At 67.5% G+C, this 23,327-nt stretch carries 23 protein-coding genes and 1 pseudogene; 14 read left to right on the top strand and 10 right to left on the bottom strand.

The window, feature by feature from the left end; all coding sequences use genetic code 11:
* Window positions 1-27: 27 nt before the first annotated feature.
* Window positions 28-552 carry an orotate phosphoribosyltransferase gene (pyrE, locus tag KBX37_RS24485; RefSeq protein WP_210778253.1) on the bottom strand — a complete coding sequence of 175 codons (525 nt, stop codon included), beginning with the start codon at window positions 550-552 and terminating at the stop codon, window positions 28-30.
* A gap of 195 nt (window positions 553-747) precedes the next feature.
* Here pyrE and KBX37_RS24480 point away from each other — a divergent pair, with 195 nt between their 5' ends.
* Complete coding sequence (locus KBX37_RS24480) at window positions 748-1,281, top strand: DUF4240 domain-containing protein (protein ID WP_210778252.1); 534 nt, start codon at window positions 748-750, stop codon at window positions 1,279-1,281.
* Window positions 1,282-1,413: 132 nt separating this feature from the next.
* On the opposite strand, the gene KBX37_RS24475 is transcribed toward KBX37_RS24480, so the two are convergent.
* From KBX37_RS24475 to KBX37_RS24465, 3 genes are all read right to left on the bottom strand, one after another.
* A complete protein-coding gene (locus tag KBX37_RS24475) occupies window positions 1,414-2,391 on the bottom strand; it encodes a hypothetical protein (protein WP_210778251.1) in 978 nt (325 codons plus the stop codon).
* 236 nt (window positions 2,392-2,627) lie between these two features.
* The gene (locus KBX37_RS24470; protein ID WP_210778250.1) at window positions 2,628-3,305 is read right to left on the bottom strand and encodes an SDR family oxidoreductase; all 678 of its coding nucleotides are present in this window, start codon (window positions 3,303-3,305) and stop codon (window positions 2,628-2,630) included.
* Window positions 3,306-3,489: 184 nt separating this feature from the next.
* Window positions 3,490-4,089, bottom strand: coding sequence for an SMI1/KNR4 family protein (locus KBX37_RS24465; RefSeq protein ID WP_210778249.1), 600 nt, complete (start codon window positions 4,087-4,089; stop codon window positions 3,490-3,492).
* 109 nt (window positions 4,090-4,198) lie between these two features.
* Here KBX37_RS24465 and KBX37_RS24460 point away from each other — a divergent pair, with 109 nt between their 5' ends.
* Together KBX37_RS24460 and KBX37_RS24455 are read left to right on the top strand one after the other, a co-directional pair.
* Complete coding sequence (locus tag KBX37_RS24460; RefSeq protein WP_210778248.1) at window positions 4,199-4,600, top strand: hypothetical protein; 402 nt, start codon at window positions 4,199-4,201, stop codon at window positions 4,598-4,600.
* Between the two features lie 134 nt (window positions 4,601-4,734).
* Window positions 4,735-5,367, top strand: a complete 633-nt coding sequence (locus tag KBX37_RS24455) for a hypothetical protein (protein WP_210778247.1) — start codon at window positions 4,735-4,737, stop codon at window positions 5,365-5,367.
* A 169-nt stretch (window positions 5,368-5,536) separates the two neighbouring features.
* On the opposite strand, the gene KBX37_RS24450 is transcribed toward KBX37_RS24455, so the two are convergent.
* Window positions 5,537-6,208 (bottom strand): hypothetical protein, encoded by a 672-nt coding sequence (locus KBX37_RS24450; RefSeq protein ID WP_210778246.1) that lies wholly within the window; start codon window positions 6,206-6,208, stop codon window positions 5,537-5,539.
* Between the two features lie 144 nt (window positions 6,209-6,352).
* Window positions 6,353-6,724: a hypothetical protein gene (locus KBX37_RS24445; RefSeq protein ID WP_210778245.1), complete on the bottom strand. Its 372-nt coding sequence runs from the start codon at window positions 6,722-6,724 to the stop codon at window positions 6,353-6,355.
* 52 nt (window positions 6,725-6,776) lie between these two features.
* Here KBX37_RS24445 and KBX37_RS24440 point away from each other — a divergent pair.
* Window positions 6,777-7,319 (top strand): annotated as a pseudogene (locus tag KBX37_RS24440) (ATP-dependent RecD-like DNA helicase); the annotation flags it as partial.
* Window positions 7,320-7,380: 61 nt separating this feature from the next.
* Here the strand turns inward: KBX37_RS24440 and KBX37_RS24435 are convergent.
* The gene (locus KBX37_RS24435) at window positions 7,381-8,211 is read right to left on the bottom strand and encodes an SAM-dependent methyltransferase (protein WP_307849184.1); all 831 of its coding nucleotides are present in this window, start codon (window positions 8,209-8,211) and stop codon (window positions 7,381-7,383) included.
* Between the two features lie 332 nt (window positions 8,212-8,543).
* On the opposite strand from KBX37_RS24435, the gene KBX37_RS24430 reads away from it, so the two are divergent.
* On the top strand, window positions 8,544-9,998 hold the full coding sequence (locus tag KBX37_RS24430; protein WP_247658804.1) for a stress response protein: 1,455 nt from the start codon (window positions 8,544-8,546) through the stop codon (window positions 9,996-9,998).
* 1,001 nt (window positions 9,999-10,999) lie between these two features.
* On the opposite strand, the gene KBX37_RS24425 is transcribed toward KBX37_RS24430, so the two are convergent.
* From KBX37_RS24425 to KBX37_RS24415, 3 genes are all read right to left on the bottom strand, one after another.
* On the bottom strand, window positions 11,000-11,260 hold the full coding sequence (locus KBX37_RS24425; protein WP_247658803.1) for a PCC domain-containing protein: 261 nt from the start codon (window positions 11,258-11,260) through the stop codon (window positions 11,000-11,002).
* Window positions 11,261-11,323: 63 nt separating this feature from the next.
* Window positions 11,324-11,803 carry a GNAT family N-acetyltransferase gene (locus KBX37_RS24420; RefSeq protein WP_210778243.1) on the bottom strand — a complete coding sequence of 160 codons (480 nt, stop codon included), beginning with the start codon at window positions 11,801-11,803 and terminating at the stop codon, window positions 11,324-11,326.
* Window positions 11,800-14,919 (bottom strand): orotidine 5'-phosphate decarboxylase / HUMPS family protein, encoded by a 3,120-nt coding sequence (locus tag KBX37_RS24415; protein ID WP_307849183.1) that lies wholly within the window; start codon window positions 14,917-14,919, stop codon window positions 11,800-11,802. The genes KBX37_RS24420 and KBX37_RS24415 overlap by 4 nt, the downstream gene beginning before the upstream one ends.
* Before the next feature lie 256 nt (window positions 14,920-15,175).
* Here KBX37_RS24415 and KBX37_RS24410 point away from each other — a divergent pair, with 256 nt between their 5' ends.
* The 9 genes from KBX37_RS24410 to KBX37_RS24370 all read left to right on the top strand — a co-directional run bounded on the left by KBX37_RS24410 (window position 15,176) and on the right by KBX37_RS24370 (window position 23,059).
* Window positions 15,176-15,559, top strand: coding sequence for a zinc ribbon domain-containing protein (locus KBX37_RS24410; protein WP_247658806.1), 384 nt, complete (start codon window positions 15,176-15,178; stop codon window positions 15,557-15,559).
* Between the two features lie 121 nt (window positions 15,560-15,680).
* Window positions 15,681-17,114, top strand: a complete 1,434-nt coding sequence (locus tag KBX37_RS24405; protein WP_210778241.1) for an APC family permease — start codon at window positions 15,681-15,683, stop codon at window positions 17,112-17,114.
* The gene (locus KBX37_RS24400; protein WP_210778240.1) at window positions 17,111-18,109 is read left to right on the top strand and encodes an acetamidase/formamidase family protein; all 999 of its coding nucleotides are present in this window, start codon (window positions 17,111-17,113) and stop codon (window positions 18,107-18,109) included. The genes KBX37_RS24405 and KBX37_RS24400 overlap by 4 nt, the downstream gene beginning before the upstream one ends.
* Before the next feature lie 6 nt (window positions 18,110-18,115).
* Window positions 18,116-18,790, top strand: a complete 675-nt coding sequence (locus KBX37_RS24395; RefSeq protein WP_210778239.1) for a GPP34 family phosphoprotein — start codon at window positions 18,116-18,118, stop codon at window positions 18,788-18,790.
* A gap of 98 nt (window positions 18,791-18,888) precedes the next feature.
* Window positions 18,889-19,806 (top strand): SAM-dependent methyltransferase, encoded by a 918-nt coding sequence (locus KBX37_RS24390; protein ID WP_210778261.1) that lies wholly within the window; start codon window positions 18,889-18,891, stop codon window positions 19,804-19,806.
* Window positions 19,806-20,411, top strand: coding sequence for a deoxynucleoside kinase (locus KBX37_RS24385; protein ID WP_210778238.1), 606 nt, complete (start codon window positions 19,806-19,808; stop codon window positions 20,409-20,411). The genes KBX37_RS24390 and KBX37_RS24385 overlap by 1 nt, the downstream gene beginning before the upstream one ends.
* Before the next feature lie 56 nt (window positions 20,412-20,467).
* Window positions 20,468-21,496 carry a zinc-binding alcohol dehydrogenase gene (locus tag KBX37_RS24380; protein ID WP_210778237.1) on the top strand — a complete coding sequence of 343 codons (1,029 nt, stop codon included), beginning with the start codon at window positions 20,468-20,470 and terminating at the stop codon, window positions 21,494-21,496.
* Complete coding sequence (locus tag KBX37_RS24375; RefSeq protein ID WP_210778236.1) at window positions 21,486-22,607, top strand: DegT/DnrJ/EryC1/StrS aminotransferase family protein; 1,122 nt, start codon at window positions 21,486-21,488, stop codon at window positions 22,605-22,607. The genes KBX37_RS24380 and KBX37_RS24375 overlap by 11 nt, the downstream gene beginning before the upstream one ends.
* The gene (locus KBX37_RS24370) at window positions 22,604-23,059 is read left to right on the top strand and encodes an NUDIX hydrolase (protein ID WP_210778235.1); all 456 of its coding nucleotides are present in this window, start codon (window positions 22,604-22,606) and stop codon (window positions 23,057-23,059) included. Before KBX37_RS24375 ends, KBX37_RS24370 begins: the two co-directional genes overlap by 4 nt.
* Window positions 23,060-23,327: the final 268 nt, after the last annotated feature.

The raw sequence follows: 23,327 nt of genomic DNA, 5'->3' as shown, positions 1-23,327 counted from the left end.
GATCCTGCCGGTCCGGCAGTGCAGCTGTTACGCCGGCAAGGAGGACTCCAGGTCGCGACGGGTGAGGGCGGCGCGTAGCCACAGCGCTTCGGCCGCGAGATTCTCCCGTCCACCCTGCTCGCGATCGATGGCGCAGACCACCGAGTCAACCTTGGCGCCATTGGCCCTCAGCTGCCGGCACGACGCCAGTAACGCCCCGCCGGTGGTCACCACGTCCTCGATCACCACGACCCGCCGGCCGTCCACGGGGCCGCCCTCGGCCGTCTTGCCCGTGCCGTACTCCTTGGCCTGCTTTCGAACGAAGACGGTCGGCAGCCCGGTCAGCTGCGACATCACCGTCGCGATCGGTATGCCGCCCATCTCCATCCCAGCCAGCACGTCGCACTCCGGCAGCAAGGCGACCATCGCCTCGGCCACCTCGCGCAACAGGCCGGGCTGCGCCTCGAACAGGTACTTGTCGAAGTATTCGTCGCTCACCTGCCCTGAGCGCAGGCGGAACGACCCGGTCAAATGGCACGCTTCGTAGACGCGACGCGCGAGCGGGGAAGTCACGCATCCAGCCTCGCATCCCGCCTTGGGGAGCAACCAGCCGCCCATGACCCTGCCCGGTGTGGCCGCCCGAACTTACTCTCATAGCCGCGATCAGCTCATCTTCCAGGGCTCCGTGCGCTAGACGGGCGGTCAAGCACGGGCACGACGGCGAATGGTGGGCGGCGAAGTCGGAGACCGCTGCCATACTCCCGCGTCATGAGTGTTGACGAGTTCTGGAACGTAGTGGCGAAGGCACGGGAGTCTGCGGCCGACCCCTCCGACGCCGAGGACGTCGCCGAGCAGACACTGCGGCTGCTGACTGCCCTGCCGGCCGACAGGATCGCGGAACTGGCGCAGCCGCTGTGGGATCTGCGTGCGCAGTCGTACAGGTGGGACCTGTGGCAGGCGGCCTATCTAATCAACGGCGGTTGCTCCGACGACGGCTTCGAGTACTTCCGTGGCTGGCTGCTCACACAGGGGCGTGAGACGTTCGAACGCGCTGTGGCAGACCCGGATACGCTCGCCGACCTGCCGGGGGTCCAACGCGTTGCGATCGACGGCGGGTTCGATCTCGAATGCGAATCCATGTATGGCGTCGTATGGGACGCATACGCGGTCGTAACAGGGAGCATGGAGCTACCCAGTGCGGTCACTGGCAGATACCCGGAGCTCGGCCAGGGCTGGGACTTCGAGGACGACGGCGAGGTCCGTCGGCGTCTGCCGAGGCTCGCCGCGCTCTTCATGGATTAGTCGCGTCAAGCGGATCTGCCACGGAGCGCCGTCATGCCGAGGAGCGGATGGGGCAAGTTCAGTCCCCGCCTCCGGGGTGAACCTATTCGTGCGGCCAGGAGCCCGTGACGCAACTGAGTGTTCGGGAACCCGTCACGGCGCAAACGGGTCCCAGTGGGTGGCATAGCGGAGGAGGGACAGCGCCAGGTCGGGGTGGGCGGCGGCCCATTGCGTGTCGAAGAGGAACAGTTGTTCGTGGCCGAAGAAGTCGTCGATGTAGCGGGCGGCCTGGGCGAGGTGCTCATCCACCGCGACGCGGGCCTCCGGTGGTGGCTGCGGCAGCTTCCATTGCAGGATCTGCTCGTGGCTGGGTGCGGTCCACTTTCCGAAAATCGACAAGTCGTATGGTTCGAGGCAGACGTAACGGTCCAAGGCGGGGCCGATGCCATCGTCGCCGGGTCCGACGAAGGAGCGCAGCAGGTCGGCGTCGAAGCGTTCCCGGGACACGGGATCGGCGATACCGCGTAGGTGGTCGGCAAGTCCGGGCAGGTTGACGCCGGGGAAGATGGTCGTTTCCCGCTGGTCCAGGTTCGTGCCGTTGTGGTCGGTGTGCTGCCAGGTGATGCGGACCGCGTAGACGGAATCCGGACCGGGCCCAGGTGGGCCGACGACGCGGAGCGCCACGTCAGGGGCGAAGGTCGCGCCGGGCGCGGCGGCGCCGGACGGCAGCGGCCAAGTGTCGTTTACGAGGTACGCGAGCCGGTCGGGGTGGGCGACGATCGCCTCGTCCTCGAAAAAGAAGTAGGCCAGGTCCACCTCGTCGTCGTTGGTACGCACCCGCAGCCCCCGCTCGTCGAGGCGTATCGGGTCGTCAGATTCGACCCAGAGGTGCTCGTCCAGGAGTTCGCGCAGCTCGACGAGGGTCTGTGGGCAGGGGAGGCGGTGCTCCTCGATCGCCTCGAAGATCGAGTCGAAACCGTAGGCGCCGCCGCCGATCTCAGCGTCGAGAAGCGCTTCCGGGTCCTCGTGGTGCCAGGCGCGCTGGAACCAGCCGAGTACCGTCGTTTCCGGCAAGTGGAAGACCAACTTGCTGAACGGAGAATCCACGCGCGACCGCTCCACGAAATACACGTGAGGAGCTTAGGTGTGCGAGTGGAGATCGCATACGCCCTGATGCACAGCCCGTTGGAGGGAAACGGGCGCGCTCGGCGGACGTGACTCGGCCGACCGCAGCCCATGGTGTTCAGTGCCCCTGAAGCCGGAATCACGCGGGCGGCCTTCGATCGGGATGTCCGGATCTGCCGCATTCGCCGCGCTGGTCGACGGCGCGTGGGGACGACGCCTGGCCGTAAGCGGGAGCTGAGTTGTCATCGACGAGGCGTCGGCAGGACCGAGACCTCCGGCAGGTAGGCGTCGTCGCGCATGTCGAGAAGGGTCAGCACCACCGACGCCAACGTGGCGGGCTGGATGCAGTCGGCTGCGTGGTAGGGGCGTCCAAACCGCGCGCGGACCTTCGCCAGCAGGTCGGTCGCCGTGCCACCCGGGTAGATGGTCGTCACCCGCAGCCCGTAGGGGGCTTCCTCCGCCCGCAAGGAGTCGGCCAGCTCGCGCAGCGCGGTCTTGCTCGCCGCATAGGCCGACCATCGGGGTACGGCATGCAGCCCCGGTGCCGCATTGATGAACACGACGTGGCCAGCCGCCCGGCGCAGGGCCGGAAGCAACATGCGGGTGATCTCCGCGGCGGCCACGACATTGACGGTCAAGGTCTCCAGCCACATCGAGTGCGGCGTCTCTTCGACGCTGGCTACCTCGGCAACTCCGGCACAGTGCACGAGTGCGTCCAGGCGATCCAGTGCCGGCAGCGACGCCGCAAGGCCGCCAGGGCTTCGCAGATCAAGCGGGCCCGGGATGCTCCCCGGCATCTCCGCACATTGCCGGTCGAGCTGGCCAGTGTCGCGGCCTGCGGCCATGACCCGGTAGCTTCGGTCGGCAGCAGCCCGAGCCACGGCAGCGCCGATACCACCAGTTGCACCCGTGATCAGCATGCTCCTCGTCACTGGCCGATCTTGCCACGAGGTCCCGCCGGCCTACGCACGCACATACCGGTGCGCGGCGCACTGTCATGCCGCGATCCGCGCGCTACCCACCGTCACGCCGCGCTGGCCCGGTTGCCGTCCGGAGGTGCCGATGTGAGTCCGTAGTCTCCCGGCCGGGCTCGCGTCGAGACGGTCATGGCGTGGGAGTTCCGTCGGTACGGTTCGCCCACGCGTTCCACTCCTCCACCGTGGTGATCTGCACGCCCTCGGGCAGCAGGAATGGCCTGGCTGTCGTGGCGGCCACCGTGAATGGCTTGAAGTCGTGATCCGTCAGCATGTGGTAGATGAACTCCGACATGCTCATGTCGTATCGGTGCCACGGTTCGGCGCCGTCCGTGCGGGCGACCACCGGCCACGCCGCCGGATCAGTCTCCGCGTCCGCGAGCCAGTAATACTCACCCTCGGTTTGATCGCGACCCCAGCCGAGCAGACCCGGCCGCCCGGGACCGCCGTACAGGTCATACGGCGCGTAGAGACCTGCATATTCCGGATGGAATACACGGTCCCAGCGCCAGGAGTAGAACAGGCCCTCCGTCGCCGCGTCACTGCGCGGCTGCAGGAGCCACAGGAATCCAGAGTAGTAACCGCCGCCGAGCAGCGACCACAGCTCGCGGTAGTCGGGCGGCAGTGTCGTACCCAGCTCGGCCTCGACCGGCTTCCAGTCGATGTCACGCGGCTCCGGCCGCGCGCCGGTCGCCTCGATGATCCGCTGTGTCCATGACATGATCGTCATCCTGCCAAAAACGTTGGGAACCGTCGCACGTGTCTGCTCTTGCCGCTGACAGCGCGGGTGGCCGCCTGGCTCGCCATCTGTGTTCCGTGCCGCATGTGATGATCGGTTCGTGAGCCTTCGTGAGTGGCGGCGCCTGACGCATATCGAGCGGGCTTTCTTCATCAACTCGTTCGAGATGGACCTCCTGCCCGGCGTGTTCGGTGACCTGGACCCCGCCCAGCCGGAGCCGTCGTTGTCCGAGCTGGCCTCCGTCCTGCTGAACTTGGTGGACTGCGGCTGGATGGAAATGCGCCGCTACGTGCGGCGGGTTGCCAATGACGGCCGGGAGGGCTTGGCGCACGGCGATCCTGTGCCGAGGGACCAGCTGCCGGTGCTGCTGGCAGACCCCGTCAGTTGGGAGTACCCGGATGATCCGAGTTGGATTGGTGCGCTGACGCTGGTGGAGACCGAAGCCGGCAGGACGATCAGCCGGATGTCCGCCGACGAGATTGCCACACGCGACAACGTATAGGCGAGCGGCTCGGAGTCCTGTAACGGCATCCGCATCTGCGGCGATCACGGCGCAACCGGCACCGGGCGCCCGTGACCGTTCGTAGCCGAGCACTACTGGCGGCCGTCCTGCTTTGCCCGGATACCGTTGGCGACGTGACGGGAGACGCAAGCGACTACAGCGGCGTGAAACTCACGGTCTTGGAGTTCGACGACGCCGTACGCAAGAGGCCCGGCATGTACTTCGGGGCAGCTCGGGAAGATCCTGGATTGGCAACCCAGGTGCTGTGCACCGTCCTGCGGCACGCACTCCATCCAGCAGCCAAGGTCGCTCCGGACCACACGCCACACGTCATCGCGGAGATCTCCGCTGATCTCGCCTTCTCGGCGACCGACGACCAGGCGGACGCCCTGAGCGACCAAGGCACACCCTGGAACGGCTACTACGGCTCGCTGCTCACCAACAATCGCTGGGCACATGCCGCAGCGGCAGTCCTGAGTTCGCAGACCACTGTCGAAATCTGGCGAAACGGACGAGGCTTTCGACAGCAACTCAACGGTCTACGGCCCGTCGAGCCGCCTGCGGAGTTCTCCGCTCCCGCCGGGAGCGGCACACGCGTGACCTACATCCTCGACACCGGCTACTTCGACTCGGCCGCCGCCATCACGACCGACCTCGCCCACCTCGACGTGCACAGCCTGTACTGCACCTACCCTGCGGCACCGGGCAACGTCATCATCCGAGATCTCAGAGACCCACACCGCCTGGCCGAATACCGGTGCGACTAACCACCGAGACATCCGGATCTGCCGCGATCCGCGCGGCACGCAGCGTGACGGCTGGAGCTGCCGCTCGCCATCCGGAACTGCCGATGAGAGTGCGTTTTAGGCACGTCCAAGGCATGCATGATTCCAGAATTGATGCGCACGCTGGTCATCTGTAGGAGCGCGCCCATCGTTAGGCCCAATCCGCCGGCGCCTCGACTAGTTTGCAGCGGAGCGCGTCGCGGATGAGCGAGGCGTCCTCGCTGAACGGGCTGCTGAGTTTCCAGTATTCGTGGCTGAGCGCGTCATCTGGTTCGAGGCGGCCGATCAGGTCGGCGATCTCGTCGAGCTCGAAGTAGGTGGCGGCTGCGGCGAACGCGGCGATCTGCTCAGTGGTGCAGCTGTTCAGCGGCCAGGCGGCGCCGTTGGCCATCGCGCCGTTGTGGAACCACATCAGGTAGGACAGATGCACCAGGCCGACGGGGCCCTCCGGCACCGCCCACGGTTCGATGTCGAGGGCACGGTCGATGATCGCCTCGACGCGGTCGCGGTCAAGGTATTCGCCGGCGCCCGAGCGCCAGTCCAGGGAGTGCACCCAACGGTAGTCCGCGCCAGGCCTGCGCAGGATCTCCAGGCCACGGGCGCGGGGCAGGACGTTCGTGCCGGACTCGACCAGGTGAAGATTCCGGCCACGGATGCGCCGCTCGACCCGACAGCGGTCGGGTTCGCTAACCCACACCATCACGCCGTCGTGCTCAAAGACCGGCTTGGTCTCCGGATCGACCGCGACATAGACCGCCTCAAGATCGGCGGTATCGATGACACGCTGCCGTTCACGAGCCTTGTACAACCGCAGTCTGATCACGCCTCATAGTGCGCAGGCAGGTCCACCGAGGCGATCCTGTGCCGCGCTGCGATCGGGTGAACGGCCCTTGAAGCAACACGGCCACCCCACGTCGTTGGCCACGCTCATAGCCGATGAGAGTGCGCGCGGGCGGACGGAGTGCCTTCAACCCCGATTGTCATTGCGAGACGTGTTAGAGACCGGTGGCGGTAGCCCGTAGATGCCGGGTGCTGTCACGGTGTCGTCGTCGATCGCGCTCGGGTCGATGCTCCAGCGACCGGCCATCGCCATCACGTCGGATTCGGACGGCGTCGTTTCGTACCAGGCTGTCCACTCATCGTCCGACCAGTGTTCCCACCCGGGCTCCGTACCGCGAATGCCGATGCCCAATTCGATCTCGTCGGCTGTCGGATCACCGACGAACAGCGGCACCTCGCCTCGCTCGCCGATGAAGCAGTAGGCGCGCGGCAGCTCACCATCCACGGCCCGGGCCCAAACGTGATAGTCCGGAACCCGTTCATTGGCGAAGAACTGCACCTCGCCCAGATGCCGACTCAGCACCCTGAGCCAGTCGGGGAAGGGCGGCGCGCGCCGCGACGTGCAGGTCCTCACCCCCATGCACCGCGGACCCGCCGGTGCCGGTGCCCTCAACGGGTTACTGCAACAGCGGCTCACCCGGGTCGGGAGGGGCAACCGGAGCGCCGGATGGGCGGGCGGGTGTTCCGGATCGGCGACAAGGTCACCCAGATCCGCAACAACTACGACAAAGGCCAAGCCTGAGTGTTCAACGGCACCGTCGGCGTCGTCACCGCCCTGTCCGCCGAGGAGCAGTCCCTGACTGTGCGCACGGACGAGGACGAGTTCATAGACTACGACTTCGACGAACTCGATGAACTCGCCCACGCCTAAGCCATGCCCATCCACCGCTCACAGGGCTCCGAGTACCCCGCCGTGGTGGATCCCTCTGACCACCAGCGCCTGGATCATGCTGCAGCGCAACCTGCTTTACACCGCCGTCACCCGCGCAAAACAACTCGTCGTCCTCGTCGGCTCCCGCCGCGCCCTCGCCGCCGCCGTCCGCACCGTCGGCGCCGGACGCCGCCACACCGCCCTCGACCACCGGCTCACCTGACAGGAGCTATGTACAGTCCCGGCCACGCTGGTGCTGTCCTCGCTGGTTCGCGAGGAGCCGGTTACGGGAGTCGGGCGACGGCTCCGTAGACCGACACGTCCGCTGAGGCGGGGCGTGGCCCTTCTTCGGCCTCCGTGCGCCACTCATTGACCGCGACGACGCCGGGCTCCACGACGTCAAGGCCCTGGAAGAGGGCGCCGAACTCGGTCCTGTCCCGCGGCCAGATGTCGGTCTGTCCGGTGGCGAGCATTCGGTCGTAGACGGCCGCCACGGGCTCCGGCAGGAAGTCTTTCGTGGCGTTGCTGGCGACCAGGTAGCTTCCGGACGGGAGCGCGTCGAGCAGGCGCGCGACGACCGGCGCCGCAGCGCCGTGACCGGGGATGAAGTGCAGCACCGCGACGAGCATCAACCCGACCGGCCGGGACAGGTCCAGGGTGGCGAGCAGGTCCGGGTGGGTGAGGATCTTCTCGGGCTCGCGCAGATCCGATTCGATGTAGGCGGTCCGGCCCTCGGGGGCGCTCGTCAGCAGTGCACGGGCATGGACCATGACCATGGGGTCGTTGTCGACGTAGACGACTCGCGTCTCCGGCGCGATCGCCTGGGCGATCTCGTGGGTGTTGCTGGCGGTCGGCAGGCCCGTGCCGATGTCGAGGAACTGCCGGATGCCCGCCTCGCTGGCCAGGAACGTGGTCGCCCGTCGCAGGAAACGCCGATTCTCGCGCGCGGCGATAGGCGCGCTGGGCCAAGCCGCCGCGATCCGGTCAGCGGACTCCCGGTCGGCTGCGAAGTTGTCCTTTCCGCCGAGCCAGTAGTTGTACCGGCGGGCCGGATGCGCCACCGTCGTGTCGACCCGGTCTCGCAGCTCGTCAGCTCCTGCTTCCAGCCGGTCCACGGGCACTCCCATACCTACTCTTCAGGCTGCTGACAGTCAGCCACCGGGCGACGGCCGCTGCGTTACCGCGCTCAGGGTAGTACCAGAACGCCGCTCCGCCTACCCACACCTCTTGCCCTGACGACGGAAGCGCCTTGCAGGCGCGCACTCGTACGACCTAATAGGAGAGGTCGGCGGGTACCGGTGGCAATTGCCCGCATCGAGCGCCCCTATGCCCTACTCGTACGTCCGAATCGGTCGTTTTTCCTGTGCGCTCGTTCCTTCAGTCGGTCCGTTTTCTCCATGCACCTTAGGTGTAGTTTGCGTGAAACCACCGTTACGAGGAGTGATCCATGCCGGAGGACACCTGGCTTACCGCCCGTCTCATTCCCACGTCTGGGATTAACGGCGCTGAAGAGCAGGAGCGGCGCGCGACGTCGGCACTGCTGGCGGTCATGACCGCCGTGCGAGAGTTCGGTCGAGCCCTCACCCAGCCGCTGGGCGCGCCAGCCGGTGCCGTGCAGACGTTTATCGAGGTGCCCTTCAAGCACGGCGACAAGCAGTGCTTTCCCGACGGCCTCATCCGGGTCACCCGCGGGCAGCGCCAGTGGACCGCGCTCGTAGAGGTCAAGACAGGCAGCAATCAGCTGCAGTCAGAGCAGCTCGAGCGCTACCTGGATGTGGCTAGAGACGAGGGCTTCGATGCGTTGATCACGGTCTCCAACGAGATACCGCCCGTCGCGGGCCAGCATCCGACGTCGGTCGACAGACGCAAGCTCAGGAAGGTAACACTTCACCACCTACCGTGGAGCGAGATCCTCACGGCAGCCGTCATGCAGAAGGAATACCGCGGCGTCGCGGACCCTGACCAAGCGTGGGTTCTTGGCGAGTTGATCCGGTACCTGGAACATCCTCGGTCCGGGGCTATGGAGTTCAACGACATGGGCCCGGCGTGGGTGCCGGTGCGGGAGGCGGTCAGCGCGGGCACGCTGCGTCCCACCGACTCCGTTGTCACCGAGATCGCCGGGCGGTTCGACGCCCTGGTGCGCTATGCCGGCCTTAAGTTGGGGCGGCGACTGGGCACGGAGGTCACGCCTGCCCTTACCCGCCGAGAACTGGCCGATCCCGCCAGCCGAACCCAGATGCTGGTCACGCAGTTGGCGTCCACCGGCCTCATGACCGCAGGGCTGAAGATCCCGGGCGCCATCGGCTCGCTCTACATCACGGCCGATCTACGTGCCGCCAAGATCGTCTGTCACGTTGATGTGGATGCGCCCCGCGCGGGCAGACCCGCGACCCGGGTCAATTGGCTGATACGCCAGCTTAAAGATGCCCCGGACAACGTGCGGATCGAGGCGTTCACGATGCATGGCCGAGGGCCAGGAAACGTTGAACTTCTCCGAGTGGTCCGGAGTGACCCGACGACCTTGATCAGCGACCCCACGAAGGAACTGCGGTCCTTCCGCATCGCGCAAGTCTCTGCGGCGGGCTCGAAGCGCGGTACCGGCCGAGGGGCATTCATCGACTCGCTCCTCAGAGCCGTCGACGACTTCTACGAGCAGGTCATTCAGAACCTCAAACCCTGGATGCCAGCGCCCCCGCGGCTCAGATCCTCCGACGAGCCCCAACCCGTCGAACCAGTAGCCCCGAGCCTCGTGTCCACGGCGATCTCCTCCCAAGATGGCCCACAGCCGGATGAAACCTCGCGGAAGGCATCCGACGATGCACACCAGCAAGCGATAACCACCGAGCAACTCCCCGACCAGCCAGCCAAGTCGGCCGAAAAGACCGCGCCCGCCGCCACCTAACAATGTCCCGCTGCTCGATCAACGCGATGCCGCAGCGCAGGCGCTCGTCGCACTCCCGGGCCAACCAGTGTCTCGCGCCGACGGCGAGCAGCTCGCCGGTGGTGATCCGGCGGACACCGTCAGGTCGCAGCGAGTAGACCCCGCCAGTCGCGCCGACGAGCGGATCTGCGGCACCGTCCGGCTCGGCGTGGCCATGTGTGTGCCCGGGGGGACCGCGAGGGCCACGCCGGTGTGCCGGCCGTCGAACCGGACCAGGAGCATCCCCCCGCGCGCGTCCTCACCGGTGGACCCACACCGACGTGGGGTCCGGACCGGGCAGCATCGGTCCACTCCGGTCGAAGCCGTTGGTCGTCTCAGCCGCCGGTCCGCCGTCCGGCACCACGTAGCCGGGCACCGCGTCGAGCGGCCGGACGACCACCCGGTCCGGGACGACCAGGAAACTGACCGGGCCGGTGCTTCACAGCGCTGGTACGGCAGTGGTGGTCACCCGGCCACGGGCGAATTCGATCCGGACCATCGCACGCGGCCCCCGGCCGTACAACTGCCAACCGGCCTTGATCCCAAGCGGTGGGCGGCCGACCTCCCTGACCACCGGCGCGGTCGAAGTGGGGTTGGCCGCGCCCGGCGACACGGCCGCTGTGGTCGCGGACGCCGACCGCGGCGCCGGCGGCCGGTCCGGATGGGTGTCGGAGCCGGTAGCCGCGTACACACCCAGCCCGACGCCGGCGACCAGCACCAGCGGCAGCCACATCAGCCAGGGGCGCCGCCGGCCGTCGTCGCGGGCCGCACCGCCGATTCGATGATGTCGCCCCGGTGGTCGTCGGCCGTCACCCTGTCAGCATCCACGCGGCGTCGCCTGTCCGGCAGCCCCGACCGGCTGTACAGCGAGCTCAGACACAGCGAACTCAGATACCGTAGTGCCGATTATGCTGTAAGCGGGGCGGTGTAGGCGTGGACGAAGAAGGTTTCCGCCTTCGCCCAATGCAAGCGATCAGCGAGCGCTACGTCACCCTCTCGCCGATGACGACGTGCACATGCACCTTGCCGTTGCTGATCTCGCCGGTGCCGCTCAGTTCGAACAGCTCGCCGTAATCGGTGATGATGCCGGACCTTGCGTCGGTAGCGGCCATGTTGCTGATCGCGCAGCAGTTGACGGCACCGATGAGGGAAACAATGGCACTATTGGTAATGTCCGCTTCAGCGGCGCGGCGATTTAGCGTCTCGATCACCTCTTCGCCAGGCTTGACGGCGAGGAGCTTCAATCGGACCCCTGGATTATCAGAGTGTTAGTGCCTGTCGGAACGGCGGCTCAAGTACAAAAAATCCTACGCGTCAATACGTCGTTCATACACCGCGCGGTGTTTCCCTGGTCCCTTGTAGTCATAGGTGACGGACACGCCCTGCTCAAGGGCGTCTCCAGGAACGTTGGTGAAGCCCAGAGCGAGCCACGCTCGGTGCGCGGCCTGGTTATCGGGTTCAGAGGTGAGGAAGAGGCGCCGGCACCCCCAGCGTGAGCCCTGCCCGTGAACCTCCTCTACGAGCGCCCGCGTGATCCCCTTGCAGCGGTGGCTAGGGTGCGCCATCACGTCCTGGAGGTAGATCTCTGCCGGGTCGACCTGGCTCCGAAAGGCGATCACGCAGCCGACGACCTCGCCTTCGACGATAGCGAGTGGGCAGGTGCTGGCGAAGAGCTTTGCGTACAGCCAGTAGTCCGACGAACTCCGCAGCCTGATGTACGGCTCTCCCAGCACCAGCAGTTTCTCGAGGTCGGGGATGCGGTCGACCGTGAGCGGGGTGATGATCATGCGCGGTTTCCTTCGGTGAGTTCGATTGATGCGGCGAGGTCCCGCGCGGCGACGGCGGGGTCCAGGGAATCGGTGACTCCGCGACCGACGACGAGGATGTCCCACGAGCGTCGTCGGCTGGCTTCGACGTCGGTGGGTTCGAAGCCGCCGGAGACCGCGACCGGCAATTTGGTCCACGACCTGAGGAGTTGTGCCTGGTCGAGGGGGTGGAAGCCAGCTACGCCCAGGTCGATGTTTGTGGTGATGGCGAAGCCGTCGACTCCTGCGCGTTCCATGTCCTGGACCCAGCCTTGGATCAGCCGGCCCTCGGGTACGTCAATGATGATGGGGACGCCCAGGCGTTTGCTTGCTTCGGCGGCTGCTGACACGCTGGCGATGCTGGCGGGTCCGATGAGCAGTACGACGTCGGCTCCGGCCTCGGTCGCGAGGACCACCTGGTCGCGTCCCCAGTCTGCGGACATCATCTCGGCGACGATCCACGCACCAGGGGCACGCTGCTTAATGGCGCTGATGGCCTGGACGCCGACGCTCTTGATGAGCGGATCGCCTATCTCGATGAATTGCACTCCAGCGCTGGCGGCGGCCTGCGCGACGGTGATGGCGTGGTCGATGTCGCGGACATCGAGTGCGACCTGAAGGGCGCGTCCGTCTCGGAGGCGCCGGAAGGCTTCCTTGCTGATACCTGCGGCTGCGCTCGTGGCTGTGCCGTGGTGGTCGAGCAGGTTGGCTTCGGTGCGAACGAGCCAGTCGGCCGAGGCGACGCCCTGGCTGATGAGGGCGGACTGGACGTTCGTGGGTAGCCGCAGGGCACCGGTGCGGATCTCTCGGAGCAGGCCGAACAGGGCACTGCGAGAGGAATCCGCGTCCTGAAGGGGTTTCCTACCGCACTTCAATAGGAGTCGCTGGGCGGCGACTCGGACGTTTCGAGGGCCATTACGCCACGCTCCTTGGCCCCGGATGACAAGGTCGGCGGCCCAGTCTTCGTCTCCAACTCTGAAGGACAGCCCTTGGAGGAGGCGTTCGCGGACATGCCAGTTCCGGTCGTCGAGGAGAGTGGCGAGTAGGTGTTCCAGGCCGGGTGCGGTCGACCGGCCGGCGGCTTCGGCGACGGCGGCGCGAACCTTGTAGTCGCGGTCCGCGGTCAACGACTCCATGATCGGAATCATCGTCTGGTGTGGGATCGCGTGGCCCGCTCGGATCCCTTCGGCGAGGGCGGCGCGGGCTCGCCAGTCGGGGTGGGCCAGGAGTGCCTTCAGCTCCTGCGAAGTGCCGTCGTCGGTGGCGAGGAAGACGTAGAAGTGTCGGGCGAGGAACACCGCGTCTTCTACGGTGTCGAGTTGCGCGAGACGGACGAAGTCTTGGACGGCTGCGATGGGCAGCTGCGTCTCGACGCACGCCACGATGTCGGACCAGACTGCCGGACCGAAGCGGCGCAGCACCCGCAGCATCCAGCGGGGGTACTCCCCGCCCAGTGCTGTAGCGGCTGCGTTGGTGTGCAGGAGGGCTCTGGCAAGCGGTAGGCCATTGTCGTGCAGGCACCGGGAGGCGCACACGCGCAGCACCTCGGCGGTGGCGAAGGCTGGACTCTCGCCGGTGAGTTCGAGCATCAACGGCAGCGTTTCGGTGATGCTGACCGACGGCGACTGAGCGACGGCCGCCAGCAGCTCCGGTGACGTCGCATCCAAGCCCTGCAACAAGAACTCCAGGACGCCTCGCAAGTCGCCCGACAGCCTCGTGCGAGCAGCAAGGTCGTTGAGCAGCTCGATGGTGACGGTCGAACGTCCGTGAGACTCGACGAGCTGGGCGAGCCACCGTGCGAAGAGAAACTCACGAATCACGTCGTGATGGAACGTCAGGCTGCCGGACGGGCCGGACCGAACGAGTCTCGCGATCGGGGACGCGGTGAGGTCACCGACGTTCCCTGGCGGGTTGGCTTTGATCGCAGGAAGCAGCTGGTGCGGCCATGCCGCAGCTAGCTGCTTCCGCGCGAGTGCCGTCAGGTCCGCCGTCGCGCGTTCGACGTCCAGGCTCGCTGCCTTCAAGATTGAGGCGACGCAGAATTCCACGAGCCGGTAGGCGTTGGCTTGCCCGAGCGGCTCGGTTGACTTGGCGGCCCGGATGAGGCTCATGTACAGCGGCAGGCGGGCCAGGTTGCGAATCTTCGGAGGCAGGGCGTCGAACGGAGGTTCATTGGAATGCCGCTGCGCGTTCCACACCTCCCGGGCGGTGGGGGCGTCCCAGCGGTCCAGCCGCAGCGACGGCTCGGTACCCTGCCCCTGGCCCTGACCGGGCATGACCGCTGCCGACAGGACGGGGTAAGGCGCGAGCTCGATCTCCGGCGGTGTGCGCAGTACGAGAAGAAACCTCAGGTTGCCCGAGAGCGCCTGCCGCAGCGTGCCGTCGAGCTGGCGGCAGACCTTGTCCACCACGGCGCGGGACTGCGGGCTGTCGATGACGACGAGCAGCGGCCGGGACAGGTTCCGGCTCTCAACTTCCAGGGTCAGCAGGGGATCCTCGCCGGCCGGCTGGGATCCGTATCGGAGGATCTCCCGCGCCAGGTCGGTGTCCTCGGTCCACGAGTCGGCGGTCAGCAGCTGAACATCCACTCCGGATGCCCGCGACGCCAGGTGGCGGGTAAAGCTGGTCTTGCCGCAGCCCGGAGGCCCGATGATCAGATAGACGCGCGCGGTCGAGGCGAGGAAGTCCGCAACCAGGCACTGGATGTCGGCCGGGGGCATGTACGCGAGATCATCGGGTTGCTGGCCACCGAGCGCGGCGAGGACGGCGGCCGTCCGTTCTTGGGAACGGGTACCGAGATCTTGCCTCGTGGGCCGGCTGCCGTCGGCAGGCCCGGTTGAGGCGCTCGGATCTGCCGTCGCTGACGCCTTGAGGGTCTGGGCGAACCGCTGCTTGACCTCGGTTGGTGATCGTGCCAGATCGACATCGAGCATCTGTTGGGTCTCGTAGCGCATGCGGGTCGCTGAACCCCGCTTCTCCCAGTTGGAGATGGCCGCCGGATTGACGCCCAGGTGCTCGGCGAATCCGCGCACGCTCATGCGTAGAGCCAGGCGTAATGCTTTTGCCTCGCGGCCGGTCCACCGCCGTACCGTCTCCACGGGATTGCCCCCAGGCTATGCACTCAGCGTCATTGTCGCAGTCGGCAGCGTAGTAGACGACGGCGGGCGCAGACGAGCTGAAACTAGGACAACACTAGAACGTCCACGCGTCGTCAGGGGACGGGCCGGACACGCAGGCTGGTCGCACAGACAACCACGGCGATGGATTAGGCGATTCGGACTTCGCCACACCTCCACCGCTGTGGCCAGCCCTCGCGTTTGCGAGCAGCGGTAATGGTGGAGGTGCCCCGTGGCCATGGACGTGCGAAGCGACATCGTGCGCGACCGCGTTCGCCGTGTCGCATCCCGCCGCAGCGGTGAACGGCAGGCGCAGTCCGAACCGCCTGTCTCGAAGGTCTTCACCCTTGAGGGGCTGCTGCTCTGCCGCGGTTGCGGCACGTCGCTGCAGCCCGTGCGGATGCTCGGTCAGCGTGCCTACCGAGGGCCCTGCGGTTGTCGGCTGACCGCCGTGGATGCCGAGGACATCGAACAGCTCGTCCTGGAGACGGTGGCGGCGCCAGCGCCGGGGTTGGTGGCGGACGCGGCACCTGAGGAACTCGGCGGCATTTTCCGCCGCTTGTTCGTCGCCGTGCGGGTCGGCGGCTGCGCCCAGGACATGTCCATCGTCTGGCGCCTCTAGCAGCCGATCTAGCAGGTCCTGGCTATGCGTCTGCCTGCTGAGCCGCTGCCGCCGCTTGGCCAACTCCATCACCGCCGCGAGAGCGCCGGCATCGATGACCGACAGGAAGGAACGAAACACCATGTACACCAGGCAGACAGCGCCTCCACCGGGGATTGGCGTGGCGCAGGTGCCGCCGGACTCGTCGCGGTTCGGGTACCGGCCGGAGCTGCGCCGCTCACTCGGCTTCGCCGACCTGCTCTTCTACGGGCTGGTGTTCATGGTGCCGATTGCGCCGATGGGCATCTTCGGATCCGTGTACGCGGGTGCTGGCGGGATGGTCGCGCTGGCGTACGTCATTGGCATGGTGGCGCTGGTGTTCACCGCGGCCTCGTACGCCCAGATGGTCAGGGCGTTCCCTCTGGCCGGCAGCGTCTACAACTACGCGGGGCGCGGAATCGGCGCACCGGTCGGCATCCTCGCAGGCTGGGCCATCCTGCTGGACTACGTGCTGGTGCCGAGCCTGCTGTACCTGATCGCGGCAGTGGCGATGCACTCCACCGTGCCAGCCGTTCCGGTCTGGGTCTGGCTGGTCGGCTTCGTGCTGCTCAACACGGTGGTCAACTACCGGGGAATCCGGATGACCGCCCTGATCACCCGCGTGATGCTCATCGGCGAAATCATCGTCCTGCTGATCTTCCTCGCCGCAGCGGGTCGTGCTCTCGCGCAGGGCAAGGGACAGGGCTTCTCCTGGACGCCGCTCTACAACCCGGACACCTTCACCTGGGCGCTGGTGTTCGGCGCGGTGTCGATCGCCGTGCTCAGCTTCCTCGGCTTCGACGGCATCTCCATGCTCGCCGAGGAAAACAAGGGCGGCGCGGGACAGATCGGCCGAGCCATGGCCGCAGCGCTGGGCGTGGCCGGACTTCTGTTCATCACCCAGACCTGGATGGCCGCCCTGCTGGTGCCCGACCCCGGCGGCCTGCTTGCAAACGGTGACCCGGACGGGACGGAGTTCTACGACGCCGCGCGGCTCGCCGGTGGACCCTGGCTTGCCACCCTGTGCGCGGTCGCCACCGCCGTCGCCTGGGGCGTGGCGAACTCCCTCGTCGCGCAGGTCGCCACCTCGCGGCTGCTGTACGCCATGGCCCGTGACGGGCAACTGCCGAAGTTCCTCGCCACGGTCTCGGTACGCCACAGCGTGCCCACTTACGCCATCACCCTCACCGCCGTGGTGTCGCTGGCGATCGGCCTCTACATGAACTGGCGCACCGACGGCATCACGCTGCTGTCCAGCCTGATCAACTTCGGCGCGATGACCGCGTTCCTCGTACTGCACCTCGCCGTCGTCTGGCACTACCTGGTCCGCCGCCGCAGCCGCAACTACGTCGCGCACCTGATCCTTCCGGGAATCGGGTTCACGATCCTCGCCTACGTCGTGGTCAACGCCAACGTGGCCGCCCAACGCCTCGGCTTCGTCTGGCTCACCCTCGGCCTGCTGACCCTGGCCGGTCTGTACGCCGCCGGCCGCCGTCCCGAGCTCTCCGGCCTCGCCAGCGGACGGGGGGCGGCATGACCAGCACGGTCACCTACCAGCCGACCGAGAACGAGCTGCGCTACACCTTCGGCGCCCACCCGGCGGTCGCCGAGATCAAGCCCGGCAGCCTGCTGGTCACCAGCGCCGAGGACTGCTTCGGCAGCGCCGTCCGCACCGTCGATGACCTGCCCTCGAAGGTGTGCCAGGCGTTCAACCCCGTCACCGGCCCCTTCCACGTGGCCGGCGCGGAAACCGGCGACACCCTCGTGCTGCATTTCGCGGCCATCACCCCCGCCCGCGACTGGGGCATGTCCGCCACCTTCCCGCACTTCGGGGCACTGACCGGCACCCACACCACGGCGATGCTGCACCCGCCGATCGAGGAGCGGGTGTGGCGCTACACCATCGACACCGCCGCCGACACCGTCACCTACCACGCCCGCCGCTCCGACCATGCGATCGTCATGCCCCTGGAGCCGATGCTCGGCACCGTGGGAGTCGCTCCGGCCGGTGGGGAAGCACGAGCCACGATCGTGCCCGACGCGCACGGCGGCAACCTTGACACCCCGGAGATCCGCCCAGGAGCCACCGTCTACCTGGGCGTCAACGTCCCCGGTGCGCTGTTCGCCATCGGCGACGGCCACGCCCGCCAAGGTCAGGGCGAGGTGTGCGGCGTGGCGGTGGAGACCGCCATGAACGTCACCATCGCCGTCGATCTGATCAAAGGCGTGAGCACACCGTGGCCGCGCATCGAGACCGACCACCGGATCATCTCGATCGGCGCCGCCCGACCCCTCGAGGACGCGTACCGGATTAGCCAGCACGACCTGGTCACCTGGACGGCACAACTGACCGGGCTGGAGCTGCTTGACGCCTACCAGCTCGTCTCACAGGCCGGCCGCGCCGCACCCGGCAACGTCTGCGATCCGCTCTACACCATGCACGCCGCCCTCACCAAAGCCGTCCTGGCGGGCGCGAGCCCTTACGGCGGGGTGCACCAGCGGCTGCGCCGCATCGCCGAGCCGGCCCGGTGACACGCCATGAGCCACACCGTCTTCGACAACCAGCCGGTCCGCCTCCCGCTGCGCGTCGAGCTGTTCGTGCTGGCCCACAACGACAGCGGCGCTCCGCTGGCTCACCTGCCGTCCCTGTCGCTCGCGTTGGCTGGGGCTATCCTCACCAACCTGGTCGCGCCGATCGAGCGGGTACGCGTCGTCGGCGACGTCGCCATCGCCGTCCACCGGCAACCCACCGGCGATCCGGTCGCCGACTGGGCGCTGACGTTCCTGGCACGCCACCACCGTGCGCTGTCCGTCCGTGAGGCCGTGCGGCTGCTCGGCGAGCACGCCTACGACAAGGTCATCGCGGGGCTCATCGCCGGCGGCCTTGTCGAGCAAGTCACCAGACGCCGCATGCTCGGCCGGGCCATCGCCTACCCGCCGACAGACCCGGCGGTCATCCACCGCGTACGTGGACGGCTGCGCTACGGCGTCCTCGGCTACGACGACCCCGACCCGCAGACCGACGCTCTCGCCGGTCTACTACGAGCCCTGCGACTCGAATCCGAGCTGTACCTCGACGGCTTCGACACCGACCTACGCGACCGGCTCCGCCAGATGCTCGCCCGCGCCGGACACCACACACCCGCCACCGAAAAGATCATCTGCGCCGTCGAAGACCTCATCGGCGAGACCGCCGTATCGGTGTACCGATGAGCAGCCACGACACCGCCACAAGCATCGGGCAGCCACTACCGAGGGCGATCACGATCGCCCGAGCCAGCACCAGGGGAACGACCATGGGAACCGAGGCAATGAGCTGGGCGCCCGCCGAGCTTGATTTGAGCCGCCCGAACGCCGCGCGAATGTACGACTACTTTCTCGGCGGCAGCCACAACTTTGCTGCCGACCGTCAAGCCGCCGACGCCGTCCTCGCTGTCGCACCCCACGTCGCTGACGCTGCCCGCGCCAACCGAGCGTTCCTGCGCCGCGCCGTCCAGTACGCGCTGCAGGAGGGCATAAGCCAGTTCATCGACCTCGGCTCAGGCATACCGACCGTCGGCAACGTTCACGACATCGCTCATCTGGTCAACGCCGACGCGCGGGTGCTCTACGTCGACGTCGAGCCGGTAGCCGTGGCACACGCCAGGGCCCTGCTGGGCGGCGATCCGCGAGTCGAGGTCATCCAGGCCGACATTTGCTTTCCGGACTTCATTCTGGACAACCCCACCACCCGGCGGCTGATCGACCTGGCCCACCCGGTGGCCGTCCTGTTCGTCTCGGTCCTTCACTTCATCCCCGGCGACGTCGACGCCATCGTGGAACCCTTCCGCGCCGCAATGAGTTCCGGCAGTGCCCTCGTCATTTCCCACGCGACCTCCGGCACGGCCACCAGCCAGACCGAGGAAGTCCAGCGGCTTTACCAGCGCACCCCCACCCCCCTTCAACTCCGCCACCTCGCCGACGTCCAAGCACTGTTCGGTGACTTCGCCATGGTCGCGCCCCAACCCGCCGCCGGGCGACGTCCGCACGGCGCCGTACTCGTCCCGGTACCTCAATGGCGCCCCGACCCCGGGGATCACCTCGCGGCGGAAGGCCTGCCGGTAAGCCCCTTCCTCGCCAGCTTTCTCGCCGGGGTCGGCATGAAAGGACCAGCTGTCATGATGGAACAGCCAGAGCCAGAGCCAGAACCGGCCGGACAACGGGCATCCCGGCAATCGGGCCGGCGCTGATGTTCATCGGACTCGCCGGGCCAACGGGTGCCGGCAAGACGACGCTCGCACAGCGACTCTCCGAGCGTCTCGGAGCGCGGCTGATGCGCGACCCGTTTGTCGATAACCCCTTTCTCCCGAAGCTCTACACCGCGGGGAAGACCCGCCCCGTGGCCCTGGCTCTCCAGGTCGAATTGACCTTCCTAGCGCTCCGCGTCGCTCAACTTCGCGAGATCGAGGACCTGCTCACCCATGGCACACCCGTCGTGGCGGACTGGTCCATGGCGCAGCAGGTCATCTTCGCCCACACCACCCTGCCGCCCGAGGACGCCAGTCGAGTGAGGAAGACCTGCGCTACCTGGAGTGACGCCGCCGCACGGCCCCACCTTCTCATCGCCCTGACCGCACCGGCGCCGGTCCTGGCCCGCCGGATCGCGCAACGCGGCAGACCCATGGAATCCGTGCTGTCTACCGCCTACCTCGAGCACCTCACCCACGCCTTCGACACACCGCTCGGTGACTACGCCAGCCAAGTCATCCGGCTCGACACCAGCGAGTTCGACGCCTGCAACGACGAAGACGTCAACGCGCTCCTTGCCCGCCTACCAGCCCTGGAGAGGTCATGACCGAAACCGACGTCGCACAGCCACGCACTGCTCACGCGCCTCCCTGTAGCAGGGTCATGATCACGGGCCCAGGTCAGGTGGAGATCGTCCGTGAGCATCTGCCCGCACTCGGCCCCGACGACGTCTATGCCGAATCGGTCGTCTCCGGCATCAGCCACGGCACCGAGATGGCCTGGGTGGCCGGCGACGCCGCCGCGCTACACCGATCCTGGGACCCGCAGCGACGCATCTTCCTCGAAGGCGCCGGACGGGACTTCCCCGTAGCGCCGGGCTACGAGACCATCGCACGGGTCACCGCCGTGGGCGAGGCCGCTGTCGGCAAAATCGGCATCGGCGACCTCGTCACCCTCGACCGCCCGCACGGCACCGCGCACATTGTTCCCGCGGACGCTGCCGTCGCCAGCCGTCTGCCGGCCGGTGTCGACGCCGAACGCGCCGTCTTCTTCATCCTGGCGCGAGTCGCCCTCGGCGGCGTGCACGACGCCGAGGTGCGCCTCGGCGACACCGTCGTCGTGGTCGGGCTCGGCACCGTCGGCCTCCTCGCCGGCCAGCTCGCGCGACTCGCCGGAGCCGCCAAGGTCATCGGAGTGGACCGCTACCCACTGCGCCTGGACACCGCCGACTCCCTCGGCATCACACCCGTGCACGCCGCCACCGACCACGACATCGCCGTGCAGGTCCGCAAGCTCTGCGGCCCGCAGGGCGCGGACGCCGCCATCGAAGCCTCCGGCTCCTACCGCGGCCTGCACGAGGCGATCCGCTGCGTCCGGGTAGGCGGCCGGGTCGCGACCGTCGCCTCCTACCACGGCGACCAGAGCGGCCTACGACTCGGCGAGGAGTACCACCGCAACCGCATCACCCTGGTTTCCTCCATGACCGTCAACGGCTGCCCGCAACGCGCCCACCCCGCCTGGGACCTGCCCAGACTCAGCGCCGCCGCCCGAGAGTTGGTCATCAGTGGGCAGCTGCATGCCGACAGCCTGGTGACCCACCGCTTCCCCTTCAGCGATGCAGCCAAGGCGTACCACCTGATCGCCCAGCGCCCCGAGGAGACCATCAAGGTGGTGCTGACCTATGGCACGTAGCGGCCACGACGTCCTCAACCCTGTTGACGACCGTTACACCCCTGCACCCTGCGGCGAACTGGACGAGATCCGGGCCACGCTAGACGACGGCCGCCTCTCCGGCGGTGCCCCCGTCCTCGCCATCTACGAACACGCGCTCGCCAAGCGCTTCGGCGCCCGCCGCGCCATCGCCCTCAACTCGGGAACCTCTGCCCTGCACGCCGCCCTCATCGCCCTCGGCGTCCGACCCGGCACGGAAGTCCTCGTCCCGGCCACCGCACCCCTGCCGACCGCCATGCCGGTACTCACCTGCGGCGCCACACCCGTCCCCGTCGACACCCTGCCCGAATCCCTCGCCCTCGACCCCGCCGACATCCAGCGCAAGCTCACCGGACGCACCCGCGCCGCCATCACGCTGCCACTGTGGGGCTACCCCAACGACGAGCGAGCCAGCGCAGACCTACTCGTCCAGGCCGGCGTGCCGGTCATCGAGGACGCATGCCAAGCCCACGGCACCCGGGTCGGCAACCAGTTCGCCGGCACCCACGGGGCAGTCGGCTGCTTCTCCACCCACGACCGCAAGCTCCTATCCACCGGCGAGGGCGGCTTCGTCCTCACCGACGACGAGGAACTCGGCGAACGCATCGACTGGTACACCCACCTCGGCCACCTGCGCGGCACCACCCACGGCGTCAATTACAAGCTCGCCGGCCCCTTGGCCGCCATCGGCCTGCGCCGGCTCAAACTGCTCGACGGTCAACTCGACCGACGCCGCCGCAACGCCCAACGCATCCTCGCCGCTCTACCACCAGGCGGCCTGCTACGAGAACTGCCGTACGGGGTCCAGGACAAGCCGAACTACTACAACCTCGTCCTCACGATTAAGGATCGCTTCCCACAGGTCGCCGCCGCGTTCGAAGCCGCCGGGCTCCCACCCGACTCCATCCGCTGGCGCTACCGGCCGCTGTACCACCAGCCCATCTTCCAGCCCTACGCCAACCAGTGCCCCAATGCCGAACACCTCGCCACGAGGACCATTCAACTCCCGGTTCACCCCGGAATGACGGACGCGACCGTAGCGTGGATGGCCGACCGCGTGGCCCAGATCGCCCAGGGAGAAACCCGAGCATGATCCGTCATTTCACCAGCTCAGCCATCGTCTTCAACGACGAAGGCCACGTCCTGCTCGTGCACCACAACAAGATCGACCTGTGGCTGTACCCCGGCGGGCACATCGACCCCAACGAAGACCCGGCCGAAGCGGCACTCCGCGAAGTCCACGAGGAGACCGGAATCGTCGCCGACATCCTAGGACCACAGCCGTTCCGCCACCCGGCCGTTCGCAGCATCCCGAGCCCGTTCGCGATCATTGAGATGGACATCGAAGACCGCAAGGTCGGACCACATCGGCACATCGACTTCGTCTACGTCTGCCAAGCCAGCGGCGGCAACCTGACAGCCCAAGTCGAAGAAGTTGGCGGCGCCAGGTGGGTGCCCGCCAACGACATCGTCACGCTGCGCACCCCTGCTGAATTGCCCGCTCTAATCACCGAAGCTGCCCAGTTGATCCCCCAACCGGCCTGAGAGGGCTGCTGACTGGAAGACGACGCAGGAGGACGCCGGAGACTTGCTTCGCGTCCCCTGCGAATCCAGCTAGTGCTCAGGCTCGGCCGTAGCTTGTTGTCAACTCGGAGGACTTTTCGCCCGCGGATGGTGCTGCAGGAGCGGAACTTGTCAAGGTCGGTGGGACCAGTGGGTGTTACGCCGCTTGGGGTAGTGGTTGATCGGTTGCCGGTTCGGGTGGGTTGATCCAGACGGCGTCGGGCAGGTGCAGCGCTTTCGGTCTGGGCCG

The organism is Micromonospora sp. U56, from assembly GCF_018070095.1.
GTDB classification, from domain to species: Bacteria; Actinomycetota; Actinomycetes; order Mycobacteriales; family Micromonosporaceae; genus Micromonospora; species Micromonospora purpureochromogenes.
This window is presented reverse-complemented; position numbering and strand designations above follow the sequence as displayed.